The organism is Marivirga lumbricoides, from assembly GCF_014636295.1.
GTDB classification, from domain to species: Bacteria; Bacteroidota; Bacteroidia; order Cytophagales; family Cyclobacteriaceae; genus Marivirga; species Marivirga lumbricoides.
This window is the reverse complement of record NZ_BMEC01000006.1, coordinates 296,888-317,958: the sequence shown is the minus strand read 5'-3', so window position 1 is coordinate 317,958 and position 21,071 is coordinate 296,888. Positions and strand designations below refer to the sequence as shown.

The 21,071-nt window shown below is 43.9% G+C and carries 29 protein-coding genes; 20 read left to right on the top strand and 9 right to left on the bottom strand.

Annotated elements, in window-relative coordinates; genetic code table 11:
- Positions 1-15: 15 nt before the first annotated feature.
- The 8 genes from IEV85_RS11355 to IEV85_RS11320 form a co-directional block, all read right to left on the bottom strand.
- Positions 16-3,099, bottom strand: a complete 3,084-nt coding sequence (locus tag IEV85_RS11355; protein ID WP_188463340.1) for an efflux RND transporter permease subunit — start codon at positions 3,097-3,099, stop codon at positions 16-18.
- A 12-nt stretch (positions 3,100-3,111) separates the two neighbouring features.
- On the bottom strand, positions 3,112-4,623 hold the full coding sequence (locus IEV85_RS11350; protein ID WP_188463338.1) for an efflux RND transporter periplasmic adaptor subunit: 1,512 nt from the start codon (positions 4,621-4,623) through the stop codon (positions 3,112-3,114).
- Between the two features lie 19 nt (positions 4,624-4,642).
- The gene (locus tag IEV85_RS11345; protein WP_155174788.1) at positions 4,643-4,882 is read right to left on the bottom strand and encodes a hypothetical protein; all 240 of its coding nucleotides are present in this window, start codon (positions 4,880-4,882) and stop codon (positions 4,643-4,645) included.
- 18 nt (positions 4,883-4,900) lie between these two features.
- Positions 4,901-6,085, bottom strand: coding sequence for a TolC family protein (locus tag IEV85_RS11340; protein WP_155174789.1), 1,185 nt, complete (start codon positions 6,083-6,085; stop codon positions 4,901-4,903).
- Positions 6,086-6,165: 80 nt separating this feature from the next.
- A complete protein-coding gene (locus IEV85_RS11335) occupies positions 6,166-6,606 on the bottom strand; it encodes a DUF6769 family protein (RefSeq protein ID WP_188463336.1) in 441 nt (146 codons plus the stop codon).
- 46 nt (positions 6,607-6,652) lie between these two features.
- Positions 6,653-7,552, bottom strand: a complete 900-nt coding sequence (locus tag IEV85_RS11330; RefSeq protein ID WP_155174791.1) for a nucleotidyl transferase AbiEii/AbiGii toxin family protein — start codon at positions 7,550-7,552, stop codon at positions 6,653-6,655.
- Complete coding sequence (locus tag IEV85_RS11325; protein ID WP_155174792.1) at positions 7,542-8,315, bottom strand: type IV toxin-antitoxin system AbiEi family antitoxin; 774 nt, start codon at positions 8,313-8,315, stop codon at positions 7,542-7,544. Before IEV85_RS11325 ends, IEV85_RS11330 begins: the two co-directional genes overlap by 11 nt.
- A gap of 131 nt (positions 8,316-8,446) precedes the next feature.
- Positions 8,447-8,632, bottom strand: coding sequence for a hypothetical protein (locus tag IEV85_RS11320; RefSeq protein WP_185156183.1), 186 nt, complete (start codon positions 8,630-8,632; stop codon positions 8,447-8,449).
- 185 nt (positions 8,633-8,817) lie between these two features.
- Here IEV85_RS11320 and IEV85_RS11315 point away from each other — a divergent pair, with 185 nt between their 5' ends.
- From IEV85_RS11315 to IEV85_RS11220, 20 genes are all read left to right on the top strand, one after another.
- Positions 8,818-9,279: an LEA/WHy family protein gene (locus IEV85_RS11315; RefSeq protein WP_155174793.1), complete on the top strand. Its 462-nt coding sequence runs from the start codon at positions 8,818-8,820 to the stop codon at positions 9,277-9,279.
- Positions 9,279-10,202, top strand: a complete 924-nt coding sequence (locus tag IEV85_RS11310; protein WP_185156181.1) for a transglutaminase-like domain-containing protein — start codon at positions 9,279-9,281, stop codon at positions 10,200-10,202. Before IEV85_RS11315 ends, IEV85_RS11310 begins: the two co-directional genes overlap by 1 nt.
- Positions 10,203-10,568: 366 nt before the next feature.
- A complete protein-coding gene (locus IEV85_RS11305; protein ID WP_229712570.1) occupies positions 10,569-11,639 on the top strand; it encodes a hypothetical protein in 1,071 nt (356 codons plus the stop codon).
- Between the two features lie 28 nt (positions 11,640-11,667).
- Positions 11,668-12,261, top strand: a complete 594-nt coding sequence (locus IEV85_RS11300) for a hypothetical protein (protein WP_188463334.1) — start codon at positions 11,668-11,670, stop codon at positions 12,259-12,261.
- 109 nt (positions 12,262-12,370) lie between these two features.
- Positions 12,371-12,997: a hypothetical protein gene (locus tag IEV85_RS11295; RefSeq protein ID WP_155174796.1), complete on the top strand. Its 627-nt coding sequence runs from the start codon at positions 12,371-12,373 to the stop codon at positions 12,995-12,997.
- An 11-nt stretch (positions 12,998-13,008) separates the two neighbouring features.
- Positions 13,009-13,401 carry a hypothetical protein gene (locus tag IEV85_RS11290; RefSeq protein ID WP_155174797.1) on the top strand — a complete coding sequence of 131 codons (393 nt, stop codon included), beginning with the start codon at positions 13,009-13,011 and terminating at the stop codon, positions 13,399-13,401.
- Positions 13,398-13,967, top strand: a complete 570-nt coding sequence (locus IEV85_RS11285) for a hypothetical protein (RefSeq protein ID WP_155174798.1) — start codon at positions 13,398-13,400, stop codon at positions 13,965-13,967. The genes IEV85_RS11290 and IEV85_RS11285 overlap by 4 nt, the downstream gene beginning before the upstream one ends.
- 3 nt (positions 13,968-13,970) lie before the next feature.
- Positions 13,971-14,291, top strand: coding sequence for a hypothetical protein (locus tag IEV85_RS11280; protein WP_185156182.1), 321 nt, complete (start codon positions 13,971-13,973; stop codon positions 14,289-14,291).
- Positions 14,284-14,592 (top strand): hypothetical protein, encoded by a 309-nt coding sequence (locus IEV85_RS11275; RefSeq protein ID WP_155174800.1) that lies wholly within the window; start codon positions 14,284-14,286, stop codon positions 14,590-14,592. Before IEV85_RS11280 ends, IEV85_RS11275 begins: the two co-directional genes overlap by 8 nt.
- Before the next feature lie 5 nt (positions 14,593-14,597).
- Positions 14,598-15,485, top strand: a complete 888-nt coding sequence (locus tag IEV85_RS11270; RefSeq protein ID WP_155174801.1) for a hypothetical protein — start codon at positions 14,598-14,600, stop codon at positions 15,483-15,485.
- Positions 15,485-15,673, top strand: coding sequence for a hypothetical protein (locus IEV85_RS11265; RefSeq protein ID WP_155174802.1), 189 nt, complete (start codon positions 15,485-15,487; stop codon positions 15,671-15,673). Before IEV85_RS11270 ends, IEV85_RS11265 begins: the two co-directional genes overlap by 1 nt.
- Positions 15,673-16,107: a hypothetical protein gene (locus IEV85_RS11260; protein ID WP_188463332.1), complete on the top strand. Its 435-nt coding sequence runs from the start codon at positions 15,673-15,675 to the stop codon at positions 16,105-16,107. Before IEV85_RS11265 ends, IEV85_RS11260 begins: the two co-directional genes overlap by 1 nt.
- Positions 16,108-16,280: 173 nt before the next feature.
- On the top strand, positions 16,281-17,138 hold the full coding sequence (locus IEV85_RS11255; protein ID WP_188463330.1) for a peptidoglycan binding domain-containing protein: 858 nt from the start codon (positions 16,281-16,283) through the stop codon (positions 17,136-17,138).
- A gap of 2 nt (positions 17,139-17,140) precedes the next feature.
- Positions 17,141-17,536, top strand: coding sequence for a hypothetical protein (locus tag IEV85_RS11250; RefSeq protein ID WP_188463328.1), 396 nt, complete (start codon positions 17,141-17,143; stop codon positions 17,534-17,536).
- Between the two features lie 80 nt (positions 17,537-17,616).
- On the top strand, positions 17,617-18,000 hold the full coding sequence (locus tag IEV85_RS11245; RefSeq protein ID WP_229712569.1) for a CHAP domain-containing protein: 384 nt from the start codon (positions 17,617-17,619) through the stop codon (positions 17,998-18,000).
- Positions 17,990-18,673: a hypothetical protein gene (locus tag IEV85_RS11240; RefSeq protein WP_188463319.1), complete on the top strand. Its 684-nt coding sequence runs from the start codon at positions 17,990-17,992 to the stop codon at positions 18,671-18,673. The genes IEV85_RS11245 and IEV85_RS11240 overlap by 11 nt, the downstream gene beginning before the upstream one ends.
- Complete coding sequence (locus IEV85_RS11235; RefSeq protein WP_188463317.1) at positions 18,660-18,887, top strand: hypothetical protein; 228 nt, start codon at positions 18,660-18,662, stop codon at positions 18,885-18,887. Before IEV85_RS11240 ends, IEV85_RS11235 begins: the two co-directional genes overlap by 14 nt.
- Positions 18,884-19,291, top strand: coding sequence for a hypothetical protein (locus tag IEV85_RS11230; protein WP_188463315.1), 408 nt, complete (start codon positions 18,884-18,886; stop codon positions 19,289-19,291). Before IEV85_RS11235 ends, IEV85_RS11230 begins: the two co-directional genes overlap by 4 nt.
- Entirely contained in the window at positions 19,291-19,701 is a 411-nt protein-coding gene (locus tag IEV85_RS11225) for a hypothetical protein (protein WP_188463313.1), read from the top strand. Before IEV85_RS11230 ends, IEV85_RS11225 begins: the two co-directional genes overlap by 1 nt.
- Position 19,702: 1 nt before the next feature.
- Positions 19,703-19,966, top strand: coding sequence for a DUF4248 domain-containing protein (locus IEV85_RS11220; protein ID WP_188463311.1), 264 nt, complete (start codon positions 19,703-19,705; stop codon positions 19,964-19,966).
- A gap of 25 nt (positions 19,967-19,991) precedes the next feature.
- Here IEV85_RS11220 and IEV85_RS11215 read toward each other — a convergent pair whose 3' ends face one another.
- A complete protein-coding gene (locus tag IEV85_RS11215; RefSeq protein ID WP_188463309.1) occupies positions 19,992-21,071 on the bottom strand; it encodes an AlbA family DNA-binding domain-containing protein in 1,080 nt (359 codons plus the stop codon).

Sequence of the window (21,071 nt, the reverse complement as noted above, 5' to 3'; positions counted from 1 at the left end):
ACTGGTCTAAATGAATTATGTCTTCTTTTTGACCACCAACTGATACACACACGGTATCACCACCAAATTCAAAATGGTAGCGGATAACAAACCGCCCAGGATTACTACAGCCATAGGGCTTTGAATCTCACTGCCAGGCTCACCACCTTTTAGTGCCAGGGGGATTAAAGCTAAACCGGTAGTGAAAGCCGTCATCAGAATGGGGTTGAGCCGATCTAAAGCACCTTCCTTTATTAAGGTCAGTCCCTTTTTGCCTTCTCTTCGCAAATCTTCATACCGGGAAACAAGTAAAATACCATTTCGGGTTGCTATCCCAAACAAACTGATAAAACCAATGGTAGCTGCAATACTGATGATCCCCGAAGTGAAGTACACAATCAGAATGCCACCGATTAACGCCAGAGGCAGATTGATCAAGACCACAAAAGCCAGCTTCATGTTCTTAAACTCAAAGTAGAGTAGCAAGAAAATAATCAAAATAGCCAATACCGCAGTAATCAAAAGCAATTGAGAAGCTTTTGCCTCGCTTTCAAATTGTCCTCCATATTCTACACGATAGCCTTCTGGAATTTCAATATTGGTGTCTATGGTCTCCTGAATCTCGTTGACGGCACTTCTCAAGTCACGTCCCTGTACATTGGCAGCCACAACAATCTTGCGCTGCACATCTTCCCGACTTATCGTATTCGGACTGCTCACAGAAGAAATGGTGGCCAGTTGGTCAATGGTAGTTTGACCTCCATTTGGCAGGCTCACCAATGCCGTTTTGATACGTTCAATTTTGTTCCTAAAATCATCCTGATAACGCACCACCAGGTCAAAGTATTTTTGTCCTTCGTAGATCTCACCTGCTTCTTCCCCGGCAAAGGCAATGTCCACTTGCTCCATGAGGTCGCCAACCGTCATACCAAAGGCGGATAGCATCTGGCGTTTTGGCTTGATGCGAAGCTGTGGCACTTCAATCTGCTGAGCAACGGCTACATCAGCCAGTCCCTCAATAGGTTTAATACCCTCCTCAATACTTTTGCCCACCTCATAAAGACGTTGCAGGTCAGGCCCGAATATTTTGATCGCAATATTGGCGCGGGTTCCTGAGAGCATGTGATCAATCCGGTGAGCAATGGGTTGCCCCAGTGTAATATTTACACCCGGAACAATACTGAGTTTTTTTCTTACCTCTTCAAAAAACGCTTCTTTGCTTTTGTCACCGAGCGTAAATGGCACATCAATCTCAGCAGCATTAACACCCTGTGCATGTTCATCCAGTTCTGCCCGTCCCGTCCTGCGGGTAACTACATCTACCTCTGGCATTTCCAACAACTGTTGCTCTACCAGCTTGCCTACTTTATTGCTTTCTTCCAACGACATACCTGGAGGGCCAACAGCACTAATAACCAGTGATCCTTCGTTAAATTCTGGTAAAAAACTCCTGCCTAATTGGGTAAACAGGGCAATGCTTAGCAAAAAGGCAATGACCGTAACTGCTATAATGGTTTTCGGAAACTTCATGGCACCATCTAATACCATTGAGTATTGCTTTTGAAGCCATCTTTCAACCCTCGTTCCTTCGGCACTTTTGCTCAATACTTTTTCGTTCTTCAATAGGTATGAGCAAAGTACGGGTGTCACCGTAACAGCCACCACCAAAGAGGTAAGCACAGAAGTTACAAAAGCAATGCCCAGAGGTTGCAACAGGCGACCTTCCATCCCGCTCAGGAAAAACAGCGGCACAAATGATACAATGATGATCAGCGTTGCGATGATGATAGAACTCCTGATTTCTACAGAGGCATCCTTCACCACTGTTAATACAGGGAGTCGCTCGCTTTTGGGCTTTCGGACATTTTCCCGCAGACGTTTATAAACATTTTCAACATCTATAATTGCGTCATCTACCAAGGCACCAATGGCAATGGCCATTCCTCCTAAACTCATCGTATTAATAGTATAGCCCAAGAGCTTCAATACAATGATGGATACCAGTAATGATATTGGAATAGCCAACAATGAAATAAATGTGGTTCGCCAATTCATCAGGAAAATAAACAAGACAATTACCACAAAGACGGCACCTTCCAGCAGGGTTTGGTTCAGGTTGCTGATAGAGGCTTCAATGAAATCAGACTGCCTGAAAATATGACTTTTAATCTCAACACCTTCCGGCAATGTTTGTCCTAATTCAGCAATGGCTTCATCTAAACGGCCGGTCAAATCCAGTGTATTTACATCCGGTTGTTTGGAGATGGTAAGAATGACCGCAGGCGATGCATTCAGTGAACCATCACCGATCTTATCTGCCGCACCGATTTGTACAGTGGCCACATCTTTAATTTTGATGCTTTGCCCATTAACTTGTTTTACCACTGCTTCTTGCAATTCTTCCACGGCATAAGCTCGGCCACTGCCTTTGATGATATATTGGTTGCCATGTTGATTGAAAAAGCCTCCTGGGGCATTTACATTGGCTTCTTTTACTTTTTCCACTAATTCACTGAGGCTTACGTTATAGTGCTTGAGCTTGTCAGGATGTGCAAATACCTGATATTGCTTATAATCTCCACCTATAACGATTACATTGGCAATTCCTCCAATAGCTTTCAACCGGGGTCTGATGGTCCAGTCAGAAAGTGTTCGCAATTCCATGGCCGACAAGCTGTCTGATGTAACGCCTAATAGCATAATCTCTCCCATGATGGAAGAAATAGGAGCCATCGTGGGTGCCCCGATACCCCCAGGTAGGTTTTCTCGCACCATGGGTATCCGTTCACTTACAATTTGCCGGGCACGGTAAATATCCGTTCCCCAATCAAACTCTACCCAAACAATGGAAATACCTGCCGCTGACGATGAACGGATTCTTCTCACATTAGGAGAGCCGTTCAGAGCTGTTTCTAACTGGTAAGTTACCAGCTTTTCTACTTCTTCAGACTCCAACCCGTGTGCTTCCGTGAGGATAGTTACAGTAGGTGCCGTTAGGTCAGGAAAGACATCCACGTTCATTGTCCGTGCCATGTAAAGGCCTGCCACACTCAACACTACTGCACCTAATAAGACAAGGAGCCTGTTTTGAAGTGATATTGATAATATTTTATTTAACATATCATTTCTTTTTTAATGTTCATGGCCATGAGCTGGCGTTGTTCCTGACATGGAGGACATTTTTACCTGGTAAGCGCCTTTTGTAACGACCACTTCACCGGCATTAAGACCATCCTCTACGGCTACATACTCACCATTTCTTCTGCCAATCTTTACAGGTCGCCTTTCAAAACTTTCCCCGGAAAGCTGGACAATTACCGAGTAACTTCCATAATCTTCTAAAAGGGATGCGACAGGGATTAACACGCCTTGCTTTGGTTCACCATAGGCAATTTCTACCTCCGTAAAACTGCCTTCGGGCATGGTAATTTCCTCAGTGACCTGGGCATAAATTGGAAGCATTGGTTTTATACGTTCCACTTCCTTACCAACTGAGAGGACTGACCCTCCCGAGGCTTTAATGCTTGACCAACTATCACTGGCCTTCTGATAATATATGTTTTGAATGGTCTGCAGATCGGAGGCATAAGATGTGCTGACCTGTGTCTCCAATAATCGTGAGCGATGAGAGCCAATAGTTAATAGTTGGGTTCCCTGATTGACAAAACCTCCATTGCTTATAGAAATTGATTTTACATACCCGTCAAAAGGAGCAATGATCTGTTTTCCGCCTGCCGAATAGCCTGATGTTAAGGTTTCGTAATTTGATTTGGCCACCTTGTACCTGCTTTCCACTTGTTCCAGCTCGGCTTTAGGTACAATCCTGGACTCATAGAGTTGTTTTTTGCGCTCGTATTCAGCCTTAGCCTGTTCAAAATTGGCCCTGGCCTGCTCAATTTCTGTTTGCAAGTTATTAGAGGTAAGTCCCTTGCTGCTTATCGTCATTAAGGATTGACCTTGCTTTATCTCGGCCCCCTCAGTCAGGTTATCCATAGCAAAACGTACTACGCCAGAGGCATTGGCTGAAAGAGAACGTATGGCTCCTGGAGCAGCCTTCCATACGCCTGATGTTTTAATAACATCATAGATTTCACCGGAAACTACAGGAACAGTCTGAAAATCAATCTTCCAGGCTTGCTCTTTTAGAAAGCTAATAGCACCTCCGTCTTCCTCATTACCTCCAACAGCACTAATGGCTTCTTCCGCATTTGCAAACACCTGAATGTCTTCAATCACAACTCTATCATGGTATGAGGGAGTAGTAATATCAAATATCAGTTGATAAACCCCCGCCTTTTTAGGTTGAAGTGACGGAGCAAAAATCCCCGGAGAAGATGGGGCTTCTACCGTATGGCGGATGCCTTTTCCATCTTTGACCAGGCTCACAGTCACACTGCCTTCCCTTACGGGTTGGTGCTTATCCAGAACGGTAAAGTGGGCTGCAAAACGGCTAGTCTTATTCACGACCAAAGCCGGGAATTCCACAAACAACTCAGTTTTATCTGTCCAGAGGGTATAGTCTACGGCAGGTATCTCACTGCCTTCATTAATGTGGCCACCATCCGCATCGTGGGCATGGCCATGCTCTTCTGCGGACTGACAGGATCCTGCCAGTAACGCAATTAAAATGAATATATATCGCATTTCTATTTAGTTTTTGTAATTAATGATCATGGTGTTCACTACCATCGTCATGCGAATGGGTAGAGTCCTGATCTACTGTAAACTCTTCCTGTTCGTGATGATCTTCACTCTTATGCTGATGTCCCGATTCCTCATCATGTGCATGGCCATGTGCCTCTTCGGTTTCGTGTTCATGTCCATGTTCTTCTTTAGAAGACTTTGAGGTACATGAAAGGGTAAAAAGGATCAGTAATGCGAATACTATATTTCTCGTTTTCATAAGTTTCTTGTTAATTTGTTACAATTGATATTTTAAAATTTCTGCTTTGAGCTGATGAAGCTCTTTTTCTATTTCCAGCATCTTATCATAAGCCTGTCTGTAAAATTGCAGCTCAATGTAATAGTCCATAAAGGAGATTTGCCCTAGCTGGTAAGCTTCTAATAGTAGATTTTCACTATTCAAACCTTCCAATGTGGTAGTGTACTCATCGTATTTCCGAAGCATCAACTCATACTGATTGTATTGTTCCAGAAAAGTAGAATACATCGCTGTGGTGACAGCTTCAGTTTTAGACTGCTGGTACTGGTATCTGGCTTCTGCTGCTTTCACTTTATTTCTACCGCTCCATAGGGGAATAGATATCCCCCCATAAACACCAGAATAATTAGACCCCATTACTCCCTGATGATTGAAACCAGCGGTGAGGTTTGGCAACAGTTTATTCTTCTCAACCTTTATTTGTTGCATGGAAACATCCTCCAGACCGATAGAAACTACTATTTCTGGATCAGTGGCTTTTTTTTGCTGCCACAGGCTATCGGCATTGCTAAGTTTCAAGTCAGTGGCGAATACCTTCTGATCAAAGACAATTGCCTGCCCTCCATTCAACTTTTGAAGGGAAAGCAACAGGTTTCTTCTTTCTGCCTCAATTTGCTCTACCTGAAACTGGTCTTGCATCCAGGCAATTTTCGCCTTATTGAGTTGCAGGATACCCACTTGCTCTTTGTCAAAAAGCTCTTGTACCTGTTCAAAAACCTGACGTGCCTGCTCCATACGCAGTTGTACTACTTCTTTTCGTTTGGCTAATGAAATAAGGTCAATGCAGTACTTTTTAGCGGGTAGCAGTACTTCCTGTCTGATCCTGGAGTATTCCAGTTGCAATTGTTCTTCCTGCTTATCAATCCAGTTGCCGCGGGCGGCATAGACCGTGGGAAACTCAAAAGATTGAGAAACCTGAAATTCAGAATAATCACCTGTGGTATGCTCACCAAACGGCAGATAAAATGCAGAAACCTGCGGATCCGGCAGGTTGTTGCTGGATTTGTAGTCAAGCCTTTGGCTTTCCATTAGCGACTGGAAGGCCTTTAATTCTTTGTTGTTTTGCTCAATTGCGCGAAGTACCTGTTCCGTCTGGTTAGTCTGAGCAAAACCAATAGCAGCATACAGGCATCCGCACAGAGCGAATACGATATGTTTTAACATGAAATAATAAATGATTTAGGTTAAACCTTAAAAACTCGGTTCGCCAAGTCTGGTATAGCCAGATGGCAAACACAGAAAGATTAACCTAAAACGGGAGGGCCTCTGAGCGAGGGGGTTGATAAATGAAAATCAAAATTGCCTGGTGGCTGATAGACTATGATTCTATCAGGCTCACTTTCTTTTTTAAATAAGAAAGTATGAACTAATGGCAGAGTAAAAGCCGAAAATTCCTTTACTTTAATTTGCTGCTTGGCAATATTCCTTACCTCAAAATCATTGGAATGATAGGTGTGTGCATGACTGCCCAATAGAAAATCCAAAAATCCGGAATGATCATTTGAATCTTTATTTTCTTCTTTGTCATGGTCGTGACTGTGAGCATGCGAATGATGATGCTCGGAAGCTTCAACTAAATCAATAAGTTCATGCTGATGATGACTATGCGGCAAAGCCTGATGCAGCATGAGCATACTGAATATGCTCGGAAAGAAAAGGGATGATATTTTTTTGAATTGCTGCATTCAGGTGCAAAATACGGTATTTATTGCCAGACGGCAAAATTGATCATTAACTCAACCTATTTTTCAAATCTGGCAATTGTCTCTTATACTTTTCGGGATTATTTTCTTTCAATCTCTGCAAATTCTGCAACTTCCATTGAATAGAAGGAAAACGCTCAAAATTGTAAATGCTCCAGTCTGACTGAAGGCTTTGAATTGAAATCAGGAAAGCTTTATCATCATCGGTCAATGATCCATGGATTGTTTCAATAAGATTCTCTCTGGCTTTTTCAAAATCCTCATAACTGAAGGGCTCATTGGCCATGCCTTCAAATTGATTGACTAATGCAGCACGCTGATCAAGATAGTTAGGATAGAGCAATTCTTCCAATGGTCGGTTACTACTTAGGATGGCTAATAGCAACCCTTCTCTATGCTCATCAGTGAATTCAGTATTTTCTAAAAAGTACTTCACATCAAAAAGGTCTCGTGGATGCTGACGATCTAAGGCTGCACATATCTTACCGCCATAGAGTTGGCCCATACCAACGACAGGCACCTCACAAAAAGCCTCAAACTCTTCCTGTGCTTTTTCGCATAATGGCAGTATTTTGGGATCGTGCAAAGCTCCCCGGTTGGTTTGGTTAACTTCCAGTTTGATTTGCGCACCCTGATGGGCTATCAGAAGCTTAGAGGTTTCCTCAACGAGGGATATCTTGGCTTTTGGCAGGATAGTAAGAATATTTTCATTTATCCTGGAAAGGCCATCCGATATATTTTGTAATGAATCTTTTCTGTCTTCAATAGGAAGATAGGTCAGGTCAATATCTACGGATAAACGAGGCATATTGCGGACAAACAAATTGATGGCCGTGCCTCCGTGCAACGCAAAGATTTCTTCTTTAGCCACCTCCGGAAGCACATCCAGCAATAGAGCTACTTGCCTTTTGTAAGTTTCAGTGGCCATAATTTTCCAATTCTTGAGGTACGGTGATTTGATATTTAGCTACATAAGTTCCGTTTTTTACCAGGCTTCTTTTGCCGCTACCCAAATCTATCTGATCATGCTTCAAGTGATTAAACCAAGCATGGTTGGCTTTTTCCGCCAGGTACAGGAACAGCCTCTTCACCTTCACAGAAGTACAGGCTTCCAGTAGTGTTTGTACCTTGGCCGGTGGCAGATTGTTCAAACTCTCCATCAACTCATAACATTCTAGTAGTGGCTGTTCTTCCGGCACCAGGTAAAGGCATTCCATCATAGCCCGGGCTGCACTGGATATTTTGAGTTGGAAAGCGGCCTGGTCTATGGTAGTTAACCCCCTGCCAGGAGGAAGAAATGAGGTACTATAGTAATTGATCTCAACACCCCATTGGTATTGATTGAACCAGGCTGGTAATTTTTCATTTTTATCGCCAAAGAGAAAAACTTTTTTGGAGTTAAGTTCCAGATACTGCACTTTACCCAAGTAAGCCAGGGCTGACTTGGCACCTATATGTATGCTCATGCCTTTTTGAGATTGGAGAGCAAACAGGGCACCTGTAACATCCACCTTTTCCCCGGTTCGCTTCATAGCCCCCGAACCTATGGATTCTAACCACTTGCTTTTACGGTATCGCTTCTGCAAATCAAGGCTGTATCCTTTCTCGGTTAACCAAGAGGCTAATAGTACAACGCCAGGTGGTTGTAGCTGCAAGAGTTGGTTTATTTTAGATTCATTATGGGTACTCATAGTACTAATTTCGTGATAAAAATAAACCAATTCAAGTAATGGTTTAAAAAATATATGGTGTACGCACTAAAAGTACCTAAATAGTCGTCAAAATAAATCCTCCTTGGAAAACCACCTTATGACGAGAAAAACTACTTCCCATAACCAAAATGAAGATAAATCAATTTCACCTCCCAGGGGTACAAGAGCTTTCTCCTACTAGTATCTAGCCCCTTGATTTCTTTCATTTTTAACCTTAGTGTTTCTGAACTTACATTAAGTTTTTTAGCAAGATCTCCTTTGCTCATAAACTTCATGTTCAAATTTTCTTCGATCATTTTAAGACCATTTAGGGTGATTAAATATTTAAACTCCAAGGTTTTAGTGATATCACAGAAAACAACCTTTAGAACCGGTAAAATACACTTTATTCCACATTATTCCCTGACCAAAACAGGCTATCCCAGACCCATTTGGACTGCATAGAAAATAAATATTCATTTGGGTAAAAAAAGTAACTCAAATGCTTAAATGGATAGTAGGTGGAGCGGCCGCTTTTTTCGCAGGCCGGTATTTACTCAGGCTCAATCAAGCCTCTAAGACCATTGTGACCAGAACATCCCTGCAGGTCAACAAGGTCAGCCTGTCGGGCATTGAGCTTAAGGCAAACGTCCGTTTGCAAAATCCCAACCCGATCAACCTTTCCATTCAGTATCCTTTTGTCAATCTTACTTATAAAGATGCCTCTCTCGGTTCGTCTCAGGTCAAGGATGAAACCATCCAACTACCTGCCAATGGAGAAGAGTCCTTCAATATCACCATTCAGTCAGCTGGGTGGCTCTCGCTCATCCAGGTCTTAGGCACTGAACTCGTACAAAAAATCCGCAGTGGACAAGAAGCCGTGCTGGATGTGGTCTCCACGGTGACCACAAAAGTCAACGGTATCCCATACCAGCAGCAAGAAACCCTCAAACTCGCCATCTGATGCAAGCCCTGAAGAAACGACATATCGCCCCAGGCCATGCGTTTGACAAGCTTTTTCCTAAAAGTAGTGGTCAGGACAAGGTAATCCGTCCCGAAGGCAAGGCGCAGCTACACCACACCATCAACCTGATCAAACAGGTCGTAAGGGATACGAAGGGAGATACAGCCCTTTTGGCTAAAACCCTGAAAGGTAAAACGCTACAAGATACCTGCGAGAACATTTGGGATTTTGTCTACAACCACATTCAGTATGCCAGGGACAAAGCCGGGGTAGAACAGGTCAGGCGACCATCCCGCACCTGGACAGACCGCAAAACAGGCGTGGATTGTGACTGCTATTCGGTTTTTATTTCCAGCATACTTACCAACTTGGACATCCCGCACAAAGTACGAATCACCAAATACGGAATCAAGCCCTATTTCCAGCATATCTATCCCATTGTACCAAATGAGACTGGTTACTTCACGCTGGACTGTGTTACTGACCAGTTCAACTATGAAGTACCGTATTCGGAAGCCCGGGATTTTGATATAGACGACCGAAAACCTGTGGGCGAGATCAACGGCATCCGGGAAGTCAGTGGTGTAGATTCAGCCGACTTGCTCATCGATGGATTAGGTATCTATAACTTAAAGCAACCGAGGCTACCGCTTCGGCAAATTAGGAAGTTTGGTCATAAGCAAAACCAGATGACAACACCTGATATGCTAACCCTCCGAAAGGTGCCTGAACAGAAAATCTCATCCCAGCCGGTGTTGCAGCTAACACAAGCTCAGCCGAAGGTAGAGGTGGCACTTGCATTGGAAAAACAAACTGCACCGAGAGCCAAAGGCAAGATAATAGGCCTGGGACTCACGGGAAAAATATTTCTGGCTTTAGGAATAGGCTTAGGCGCTTATAAACTAACTGAAATTTTAACTTGATGAATTATGGAACTGCATAGATTAGATGGATTTACAGCTTCAGGACTGGATAATGTAGACATCCAGGACATAGATTTTGAAAGCCTTGAAGAGGGAGAAATGAGCGGCCAGCAGATTGAAGCCCTGGAAGCGCTCGGCTATGTTCAAAGCCCCGATATCGCTTACGAGATACAGGACGAAGACGGCAATGTGATCATGTATGCAGATGTGGAAGAGAATCTTTATGTAATAGATGGATTAGGCGAACTGGGTTTCTTAAAAAAGATTGGCCGGGGTTTAAAGAATGCCGCCAAGTTTGTCGGTAAAAAAGTAATCAAACCGGTAGCCAAAGGTGTATCCAATGCCGCCAAGTTTACAGCCAAGAAAGTGATCACACCAGTCGTGAAAACAGTGAACCGTTATCTGAACCCGGCTACCATATTACTAAGGAACGGCTTTTTACTGGCCATGAAAACCAACCTGATGAAAGTAGCAGAACGATTACGTTTCGGCTATCTCAGTGATTCCGAAGCCCGAAAGCGGGGCATGAGCATGAGTGGGTTTGTCAAGCTGAAAGAGGCTATCAAGAAAGCCGATAAGATTTATGAGTTGGCTGGTGGTAAAAAAGAGAACCTCAAAAAAGCCATTCTTACAGGAAAAGGCAATACCGATAAATCAGTGCCATTGAATGGTTTTGAGTTAGGAAGTCCGTTATCTGAGGTAGATGATTATGTGGATCCCTTTGAAAAGATGATTGTAGAGGCCGATGCCGATGAGGTGGAGCAATTACTGAATGACGGCATGGAAGTGGAAGGCCTGGGTGTAGTGGTGACGGGGACAGCTGTAGCGGCTGCTTCCGGAGCGGTGGCTTCCATCTCCGCTTTGCTGAGCAAGATTACCGGGGTGTTTGATAAGGCCAAGAAGACACAGTCTGATGTAAAGAACCTCGTAAGTACGGCTAAATCCTTTGTGCCTACTCCCACTAAACCTGGGGGTGGAGCCACTCCGGTGAAGCCACCGCAGCCTATTCCCAAGCCGCTGGTTAGGTTTAGCCAGCCTACCACTTCGCTGGTACGAAGGCCAGCCACAGCTACACAGTCCCCTGTGACCACTAAAATCACCTCAATGCCCAGTACGACCCCAACCACTACGGCCTTAGTCAGACGAGCACCGGCACCTTCCACTGAAGTACAAACCACGGACAAACCGGAAGAAAAGAATGGGTTCTTTCAAAAGAACAAAACACCCTTGCTTATCGGGGCAGGGGTTCTGGTAGCCGGAGGAGGTATCTATTATGTGGTTAAGCAATCCACAAGGACGAACAAGGGAAGGTCAAAATCAGTAGATGGAATCCCAAGAGATGCCAAAGGACGCTTTAAAAGTACTGGCAAGACAAAGACTAAAAAGAAAAGCGCCCGCAAGAAATCCAAGAGGCTGGTACCTACTGCGCTTCTGTAACTTGAATTAACAACTTAAAGATATCATCATGGAAAAGAAAGTTTTAATCAAAAATAGCCTGATTGAAACAGGTAAGAATCTCGGTTCAGGGCTAGTGGGCATGGTAGCCGGGTCAGCAGTCGGACGACATTCGCTATGGATCGGAGCCGCTACCATCTTTGGTGGTGCCTGGTACCAGTATGATTGGTTGACTTCAGCCGGAGTGGGTATGGTGGCTTCAAATGGCTTTGTCCAGCGAAATGAAGAAAACGTTTCTGGAATGGATGGCTTTCAGGATGAAGTAGCCAACGCCAAAAATAGGGCGTTATCCTCACTGAAGGCCCTGGGCAAGAAAGTATACCTGGACAAATTGTCTCCTTCACTGAGTGAAAAGCTTGGCCTTAATGGTTTGGAGGACGGTGAAATACTCATGCTTAACGGGGATATTGGTGATATCGGCAACTTCGATACTTCAGAAGTGGATGACATCATCCGCCAACTGGAAGATGGTAATGCGGATAACTTGATTGGGCAACCCGAGCTTCAAGGCGTTGATTCAGTGGGAGGACTTGGTGAGTTAGGCAATCCTGATATTGCAGAATTGAAGGGGTCAGATGCACTAGAAATCAATGCAGTAGCATAAGTGAAATTCCAAATTGCAAAAAGCAAATTCCAAAAGACTGAATTGGCTTCAAAGTAGGCTTTCAGTCCTCTAACACCTGATTAATTATCTAAATTCTAACATCTATAACATGGTACGGAAAAATTCAAGAGAACAGTTTCTCGAAATCGTTAATGCCCACCTTTCTTTGAGAGAGCAGGGTAAAAAGTTTGACCCAGCTATGGTGAAAGTAGCCGAAGGGATCAAAGAAGGACGGTTGATGTTGGCAGATGCTTCTTACTACTCAATAAAGAAAGCAGGAGGAAAGGCCAATATTAATATGTTTGAAACCCAGGATTCCAAAGAAATTGGAATCACTAATGTTACTCAAACTAAGTTGCCGAAAGATCGGCTGTTCCTTTGTAACAGGATCATATTACTGGCAGTAATCTTCGAAGGCGACTTGCCTGATAGTGAACTTGAACTTAAGAAAGTTCTAAAAATGGCTAATTTTGATTCTATCAAAAAAGTAGCGGGCCTTCAAAATGGAGTATTCACCTTCATGGCCAATAAGAAGATTATTATTGATGAAAGACCTATGCAGGAGTTCATTACAGATAACAATTTTCAGGTAAACCTAGGAACTTACATCCTGGAAAACCCAAGGTTTGTTAGAGATGATGAAGAGTTTGAGTTTACAATAGAATTAGGAGAGGATGCCCCGGAAAAAACACTTATTAAAGTCGTATTAGCTGGTACTTCCACGGTTCCAGCATAATCAAATTATTCATGGAAAATAAGACAAGAGAAGTACGAAAAACCTTCACTTTTCATATTGATGAGGCCAATAAGCCCTACACCCCGGTGAAGTGGGAGCTGCCTAAGAAGACTGCTTTTGTCAAGGGCCTGCAACTTACCTCTGACTTTCCCAATAAGTTGTACTATCGGGGCAGTCAGCGCATTGAAATTGGAGGCGATGAGCTTTTCCCGGAAGGCTTTGACAGCAAGATCCTGATCTCCAGCATCAGTGTGGCACCTCGGGAGCGGTTTTTTGATTTGGGTGAAGTGCAGCCTGGGGATTTGTCGGTTAAAGTGCGCTATGAGGACAAAGATCATGAGCGGGCGGTATTGGGCAATGGCTATCAGGTGTCGGTGGTGCTTTTATTGGAGGAGGAAATATGATCAGAAAAGTGATCCAGCAAATGACATTGGAAGGAGAAGCAGCAGAAAAGCTGTTGATCAAAAGGCATTTTGTGCCGGTGGAATTTTCCATTACCGAAAATGGGCAGTATAAGACCTTCAAAGAGAAAGTGCCGCATAGCAGTTGTAAGGTAGTGGGAGTTATCATTACCCACGGTGCCCCGGATCAGAAAATACACCATAACCGGGTATATGTCGGCAGTGCCCAGGATACCTACATCAATCAGGCGTTGGTCTGCGGTTTGCGGGATGACCTGATCGGAAGCCAGCCGGTGGTGTACCGAATTGAAGTAAAGGAAGGTGAAAAGCTGTATTACGCCCAACCTAAGCGACTGGAAATGGCCGAACTTAAATTGAACGATCAGAAGGATAAATTCAAGGATCCTGTAACAGTTGAAATCAGAGATTTCTGGACGGATTTTAAGGAAGACTATTGGGTATGGGAAAGCAAGTATGCCGGATTGGGCATGGTAAAACTGGAAGTGCATCCCGCACCTGAGAATTATGGTGATGGTGGCATCAATGACGATGAAGAAGATGATTACTAAGCGATGATACTGGGAGAATTAACTCTATTTAGCCCCAGGGGCATTGAGATGAAAACCGAAGTGATAGAACCCACTTCCATTTTCCGTGATCATGACCGCTTGAAGCAGGACCGTTACCTGTTCAACTTTGATACCAACTGCAACTTCAATGAGATTGAACTGAATGAGCCGATCCCGAATCTGCCCATTCATCCCTTGGATATAGAAATCAGTGGAGATTATGTGACCGGTGCATTTAAAGATGCTGGGTATACCTCCGGGCCTTATCAAGTAAGGCTCTGGTTGATGATTGATGAAAATCCTGAAGTGCTTAAGAATGACTGAAGAATTAGCCATACGATACATTCCCCAAAGGGTGCAGGAAAGAGGCTTTCAAATCTATCGCTTGGTATTTCAGGATTTAAACCTGGAGCCCCAGCAGGAAATCAGGCTGGCTGCCTTTAACGAACTCTGGATTTTGCTGGAAGCCGAATCCGGTATCCGGATCAGCTCGGACTTTGGCGAGTACGATTACAACAACCCAAAGCTTTCGGAAAACATTCATGAGCATGCGGACAGAATTGAAATCCTGAACCAATCATCTGTGCCCAGAAAAGTAAAGTTTATCCAGGTTATCTTAAAATGAGTGATATGGAAGCTGATAGAATACGAAAACCCGGATCGGTGCGACTGACCGATGAGCAGTACGAAGAAATGGAAGCACTGGGACTAGAGAATGAGAGTGCTTATGTGAAGTACAAATTAAGCGGAGCACAGAAGCATCTGCAGGTGCTGAGAGATAGCCCTACCCAGAATGGGGAAGAAAAACCGGGTCATATAAAAACTACTGCTGAATCAGTAGAAGATAAGTCTGCTTACGCCAAATCACTGGAAGACAAGCTGACATTGCAGAAGCTCTCATTAGAAAATGAGCAGCTCAAACAAAAGCTGGAAGAAATTTCCAGAAGTAAAGAGGAATCCCTCAGTGGTATTCACAACCAGGTAGAGGGGTTATTAAAAGATGAATTGCTCAAGCGGGATTTTGATACTTTAAAAAAAGAAAATGCCGGTTTGCTCAAGGACATAGAAAAGTTGGAGAAGGAGCTGGAAAAGTCCGAAGAAGCCCTGGAAGAAAAATCTGGTGAAATTGAAGAACTGGTCAAAAAACTCAGCCTGGTAGAACTGGGCAAGGTGCTTTTGCCGGGTGCCATTAATGGGCTGGCCACCAAGTATCCTAAAGAAATGCAAGGACTGGCCAGCACTCTGGGAAGCCTGAGCGGGGAAGATGTGAAGCAATTGCTCCCTGCAGCAAGTCTGTCTGAAGAGCAGCAAAACCTACTCAACATCGCTGAGTATTTCCGCGAGCTTTTTGACGATGAGCAGTTTGAGCAAGTCGTGCAGATGGTCAGCCAGCTTGGTGAGCAGGTGAAGGAAGATGAAACGATGATCAGCAAGGTCATCTACTATCTCAATCAAATGAGCAAGATCAGAAAAGCTCAAAAGACCCCCAATCAAGAAAAGCAAAATGAGCAAGTATAATGGAAGAATACAACTTCAATATCAAACTGAAAGCTAAAAACCAGGTGGAAGCGGGTCAGGTCAAAAAAGCTTTTGAAACTATGGTATCCACCTTTCAAGCCGAGGGCATCATCAAAATGGAGAAGATTTTCAAATCGGATGCCTTTGTGCGCAATGTGGTGAAGATGAAACTAGGAATTAAAAAGTAATGTCAGTACCAGCTATAGCATATAAAGCCGGGCAACTCGCATGGCAGAACCGCCCCCGAATCAGCATCAGCAGCCAGGTGACCTCTACTATTTTAGCAGTGGGTGCCGCAGCTGGGGTGTTTCTGGGAGTGAGGGCTGTGGTAAAAAACTTTAAACAAGGCATTCGGGAAAATCAGGCCCTGACCGAAGGCAACCCGGCCGCTTTTGCCACTCAACTCAAAATGGCTTTTGAGAATGACAACTATTTCGGCTGGGGCACTGATGAAGAAGCTGTATTTGCCGTACTGGAGACCATACCCACTAGCTCGGTTATGAACAAAGTGCAGCGGGCGTACCGTGATCTCTACGGACGAAACCTGGCTGCAGACCTGAAAGAAGAACTCTCTTCTGAAGAGTTTGCTACTGCATTACAGATTATTAATTCAAAACCCTGATCATGATGACCAATACACGAAAACGCAATACAAAATCAGCATCAGTAAGACGAAAACAACCGGTACCCAAACAAAAGGCAGGTGTTCAACGAAAATACATCATCTATGGCCTGGGAGCCGGGGCAGTATTGGGCGGTGGTTATCTCTTGTATAATTATTTGCAAGACCGAGCGGTGATGCAACGTGGACAAGGACTTACAGTCAACAATATCATCCCAGCATTGCCTGCCTCAGTCCCCCGAACCACAAGCAGTAGTTCCTTTCCACTAAGAAGCGGATCAAGAGGCGAACTGGTGAAACAGCTTCAACAAGGTTTGCTCAGGTTGGGCGGTGAAGCAGCCGGTCATATCCGCAGCACGAGCATCCGTCCGGATGGCACTCCTGATGGAGTGTTTGGTGGTGGAACAGAAAAAGCACTACGGGCAGCAGGCTATTCCACGTCCGTTTCGGAAAGCACCTTTAGCAAAATTGTAAGGAGCAACCCTGCTGCTCAAAGTAGTGCCGGCAGCAGCAAAACAGTAGCTGACGAGCTGATCAAAGCAGCAAACAGTCAGAACCTTTTTGCTGCCCTCAATGCCTTAAAGCAAATGCAAAACACCAGCGATTACCTGGAGGTAAGAAGTCATTTTGATACTGCTCGGGTCGGTGGCGTAAGGGTAACCAGTCCGGTCAATGCGTTGCTTAGTGTGGCCTTCAAAAACAATGAACCGGCCAAAGTGAAGATCAGGGCCGAGTTTATCCGGATAGGCTTGAAACAATCACCCACTGGCACCTGGACATTGTCCGGTCTTGGGACGTTGGAAACCATGCAAGACCTGCAACGCTATTTAAAAAACAGCCGGGTACTCGATGTGGCTATTACCCATAAACCTACCATGCTGCGCAATGGGAAAGGCGACTATATGTTGCCAGCCATTCCCCCTAAAACGGTGGTAGGCTACCTGGCCAATAATCATAAGGGTATAGCCCAGATCATTACCGAAAATGGGGTAACGGTATATGCCCCTTCACAAAACTTAAAACTGATATAACAATGAACAAACTCAAACAATGGATGAAAACAAATGTGGTTCCTGTTATCAAGTGGTTATGGAACTACCTAAAAGTATGGAGAGAATTATCCTCCATCCTGGTAGCGCTCTTTCTCTGGGCCAATAGTGCTTGGTTTCTCAGAAAAATAGATCCAACTGCCGCGACTTATGATGCCGGGGTGTTCCAGGTTTATCTGTTTGCGATCATCGGATTGTTTCTTTTACACGGAATCGTCCGCATCCTGATGAAGCTGATCTGGCCGACTTCTGACGATTATCTGGATCATCAATTTGCTCAGGACTTTAAAACCATAGAACCATGGCAAAAGCTAAAACTTTCTACGTTTATTTTCTTTGCTTTCTTGTTTGTAGTAGTGTTGCTGGCCAGGATCATCTGAGCAAAAGATACGAGCTACAAGAAATCTACCTTAGCCAGGTCGGTATCCGTGAGCAGGGCGGAGCTAACCAAGGTGAGCAGGTGGAGAAATATCTTGCTTCGGTAGGTTTCGGACTGGGCTTCAGTTGGTGTGCAGCCTTTGTGAGCTGGTGCTACCAGCAGGTGGATGTGGAACATCCGAAAAGTGCCTGGGTGCCCGGTTACGCAAGAAAGCAAAACCTGATTTATCAGCGAGGTGAGTTTATCAAGCAGCTTCCGCAAACAGGAGATGTATTCCTGATCTGGTATGAGCGGCTGAAGCGGCCTGCCCATATTGGTTTTGTAGATGATTGGCAGGCCAACTGGGTAATCACGGTAGAAGGAAATACAAATAATGATGGTTCAAGGGAAGGCGATGGAGTCTATCGCAAACGAAGGCTTCAACGGCAGGTCTGGGCAGTAAGCAATTTTATTGATGCTAAATAAGACAAGGCAAATATTGAAAAGCAAGGGCTATCGGCTCTTTGAAAAGCCCTATGAGCTCAACATCGTAGCGTACCGGAGCAAGCATGTCCGAAGCAACCGATTTGATGATGAAATCCATGTCTTTTACAAGAATGAACAGGGTCAGTGGGTATACCATGTGTTCCCGGCTACTAGCGATCCCGGACAATACTGGCTTGATAATCCGATGCATCCGCAAGGCACGGCTTTCTTAAAAAAAGGCCAGTATGTGGATGCTTATGCGATTGGACTGCACCGTGGGATTTATGAGGCAGTTGTGCAGGTAGAAGATGTTACTGTCATTCGTGATTATGACCGAAAGGGGATTTTCAACTGGTTTGAAAGCGGGTCCCCGGATACCGGTAAGTTCGGCATCAACATCCATCGGGCCAGACAATCCGGATCAACGAATGTGATTGATAATTTTTCTGCCGGTTGCCTGGTATTCGCTGACGCTTCAGATTACGGCTTCTTTATGAAGCTGACCAAAGTTCACCGAAGCATACATGGCAACAGTTTTACATTGACCCTGATTGATTTTCGTGATGAGCGCAGAAGGTCGCTGAGCATCGCGGCATGGACATCTTTGGTTGCTTCTTCGGTAGCCGTTGTAGCCAATTCTTTTATCAACCAAAAAAGCTATGCGACTATCTAAAAATACCAAGAAAGCAGGGTTGGCACTCATTGGCTCAATGGCTGGGTTCTTGATGGCTAAACAGTTGAAAATAGAGGACTATTACCCTTTTATTTTGTTGGGTGGCTTTTTGGGGAATACCATTGGCGAGGAGTTGATCCCTGAAGAGTGCCACACGCAAAATACCCTGGGATACATAGACCGTAACGGACAACTCAAACTGATAGCACTATGAAAATTGATCTTGACAAATTATATGTGGTATACCAACCCACCCGGCATTCAGAAAAAGCGGATGTGTTTGATGGCCGTCCGGATACTTTGGCTGGGCTTTTCCGCCAGGTGCTGGGTGGATTGAAAATTGAGCAAGTCCACGCCATTTATACCACACCTTTGGAGGCAGAAAAAGAAGCGAATCTTATATTGAAGAAATCTTCCAGAAAAAAAGAAAAGGCGGCACCGTCCATAAAAAGAGGTCAGGGCTATGCCATTTTCGGAAGTGAGGTTAAATCCGCTGATAAGTACCGCGTACAATCCAAACCCAAAGTGTATCGGACTAAAAAAGAGGCCGAAACTGCGCTCAAGCAGATGTTAAAAAAGGGCTGGAAACGAACTGAATTAAAAATTTTGAGGTACTGATGAAGAAGAAAGTAGTCATATCGGGAAATCAGCCAATAGGCAGCAAACATAGATATGCTGTTTTCAATAGTAGCAATGATAGGCTAGTCAGAAAAGACATGTTTGCTGCCGGAGAAATTCAGATATATCTCAATCAAAAAGCGAAAGAAGGCAAAAGTTACTATGCTATTGAACTGAAAGGGCCTAACCGGAAACTGACAGACAAGGAATTAAAGCCTTTTGAAAGTAAGATTAAAAACAACAAAACCGTACTTCCTGCCAAAGACCTGTCCGATTTGAAAGACCTGCTCAGAATCCTGAAAACCAAACCGGCATGGGAAGGCATGATCAAAGCATATCATTTTGATACCGCCATGCGTGAAGAAATCCCTTTGAGTATCTGGAAGAAAATGGGAGGGGATACCCTGTAATATGGAAAAAGCTGCGTTCCATACTGCCCCTCGGTCATCCTCTACCCGCATGATGCCCATCATATTTGATGACGAGCAACTTCCCAAAGTTAAAGCCTATTACAAATATGAGCTGGCTGAGATGTACTGTGTCTGCACCAAAACTTTCTCTGCCTGGATTCATATGTACTTTGAAGAGCTACAGCAGTTTGGCTATACTAAACACACCAAACTCCTCCGCCCGGAGATTGTGAAGTTTCTGTTTGAGAGGTTGGGGGAGCCTTGAATGGAAAAGGCGGTGATGTTAATCATTAATTCATAGTTGACAGTCCATGTTTTTGAACAGCAGCTCTATCGATTTCATGAATAATTATCGATAAATATTCCAACTTATCGAGCATCATGGCAACAGTCATTTGATGCTCATCGTTGATGTTAAATTCACCTGGATAATACTTTAAGAATTTTTCATCAACTCTTCCATTTTGATGGGTGTATAAATGTCTAATCTGTAATATTTTTTCAACTTCTGTTTGCTGCTCTTGATTCAAGGCATTCAAATCACTGATTTGCTTGTTGGCAGAAATGAATCCCATAACGCTTCCTTTTTGCAACTTGCTAAGCTTCTTTTTAGCCCAGTAAATCACGAATTCTTGTATGTCTGCACAATCTAAAACTTCCTTAATAGTGACTGGTTGATCTGATTTTAGTGAATTTGGGTTAGCTAAATAAATCTCATAGAGTAATTCTGATAGGTATGTTTCAAAATTATCTGCACAGGAAGAAAATAGTATTCGAATTAGTACTTTACCTTCTTGATGTGTTGGAGATGTGACTGGTGATTCTGGATAGAGGGTTTTCCCTTGGTCATCCACTATATTTAAAATACTTAAATAATGATCTAAAAACTTTGTCTTTGAGACGGTGCCTTTTTCGCGATAGGCATCCAACTGTTGAGCGAATAGCTTAATACGATTATACCCATCGGCTCTATATTCTTTTTTTTCTGATTGTTCTAGTACAGTCCGGTCTCCTTTTCGGAGAAATACATTCCCTTCAGTTGAAATTACAACTATAGATTTTTCGACCTTTATCACATACAATCGCTTACTATCAATCGTTACGTATTGATAGTGAACATCCGGCTTTGGAGATAGTAGATCAATTGCCTTATGAGTAATTGAGTTTGCGTGAAAATCTTCACTCAATCCGACTATAGTAGGTTTTCCCCCTGCTTCAGCTACCCCTAAAACAATAAAGCCTCCATTACCATTGGCGAATGCAGAAATTAATTGGGCAATGCCACGAGAGGGAGGAAGAACGGCCTTGTATTCAAGCCTTTCATTTTTCTTCTGCCCAATAAGTTGCTTTAGTTCTTCAGTAACATCCAT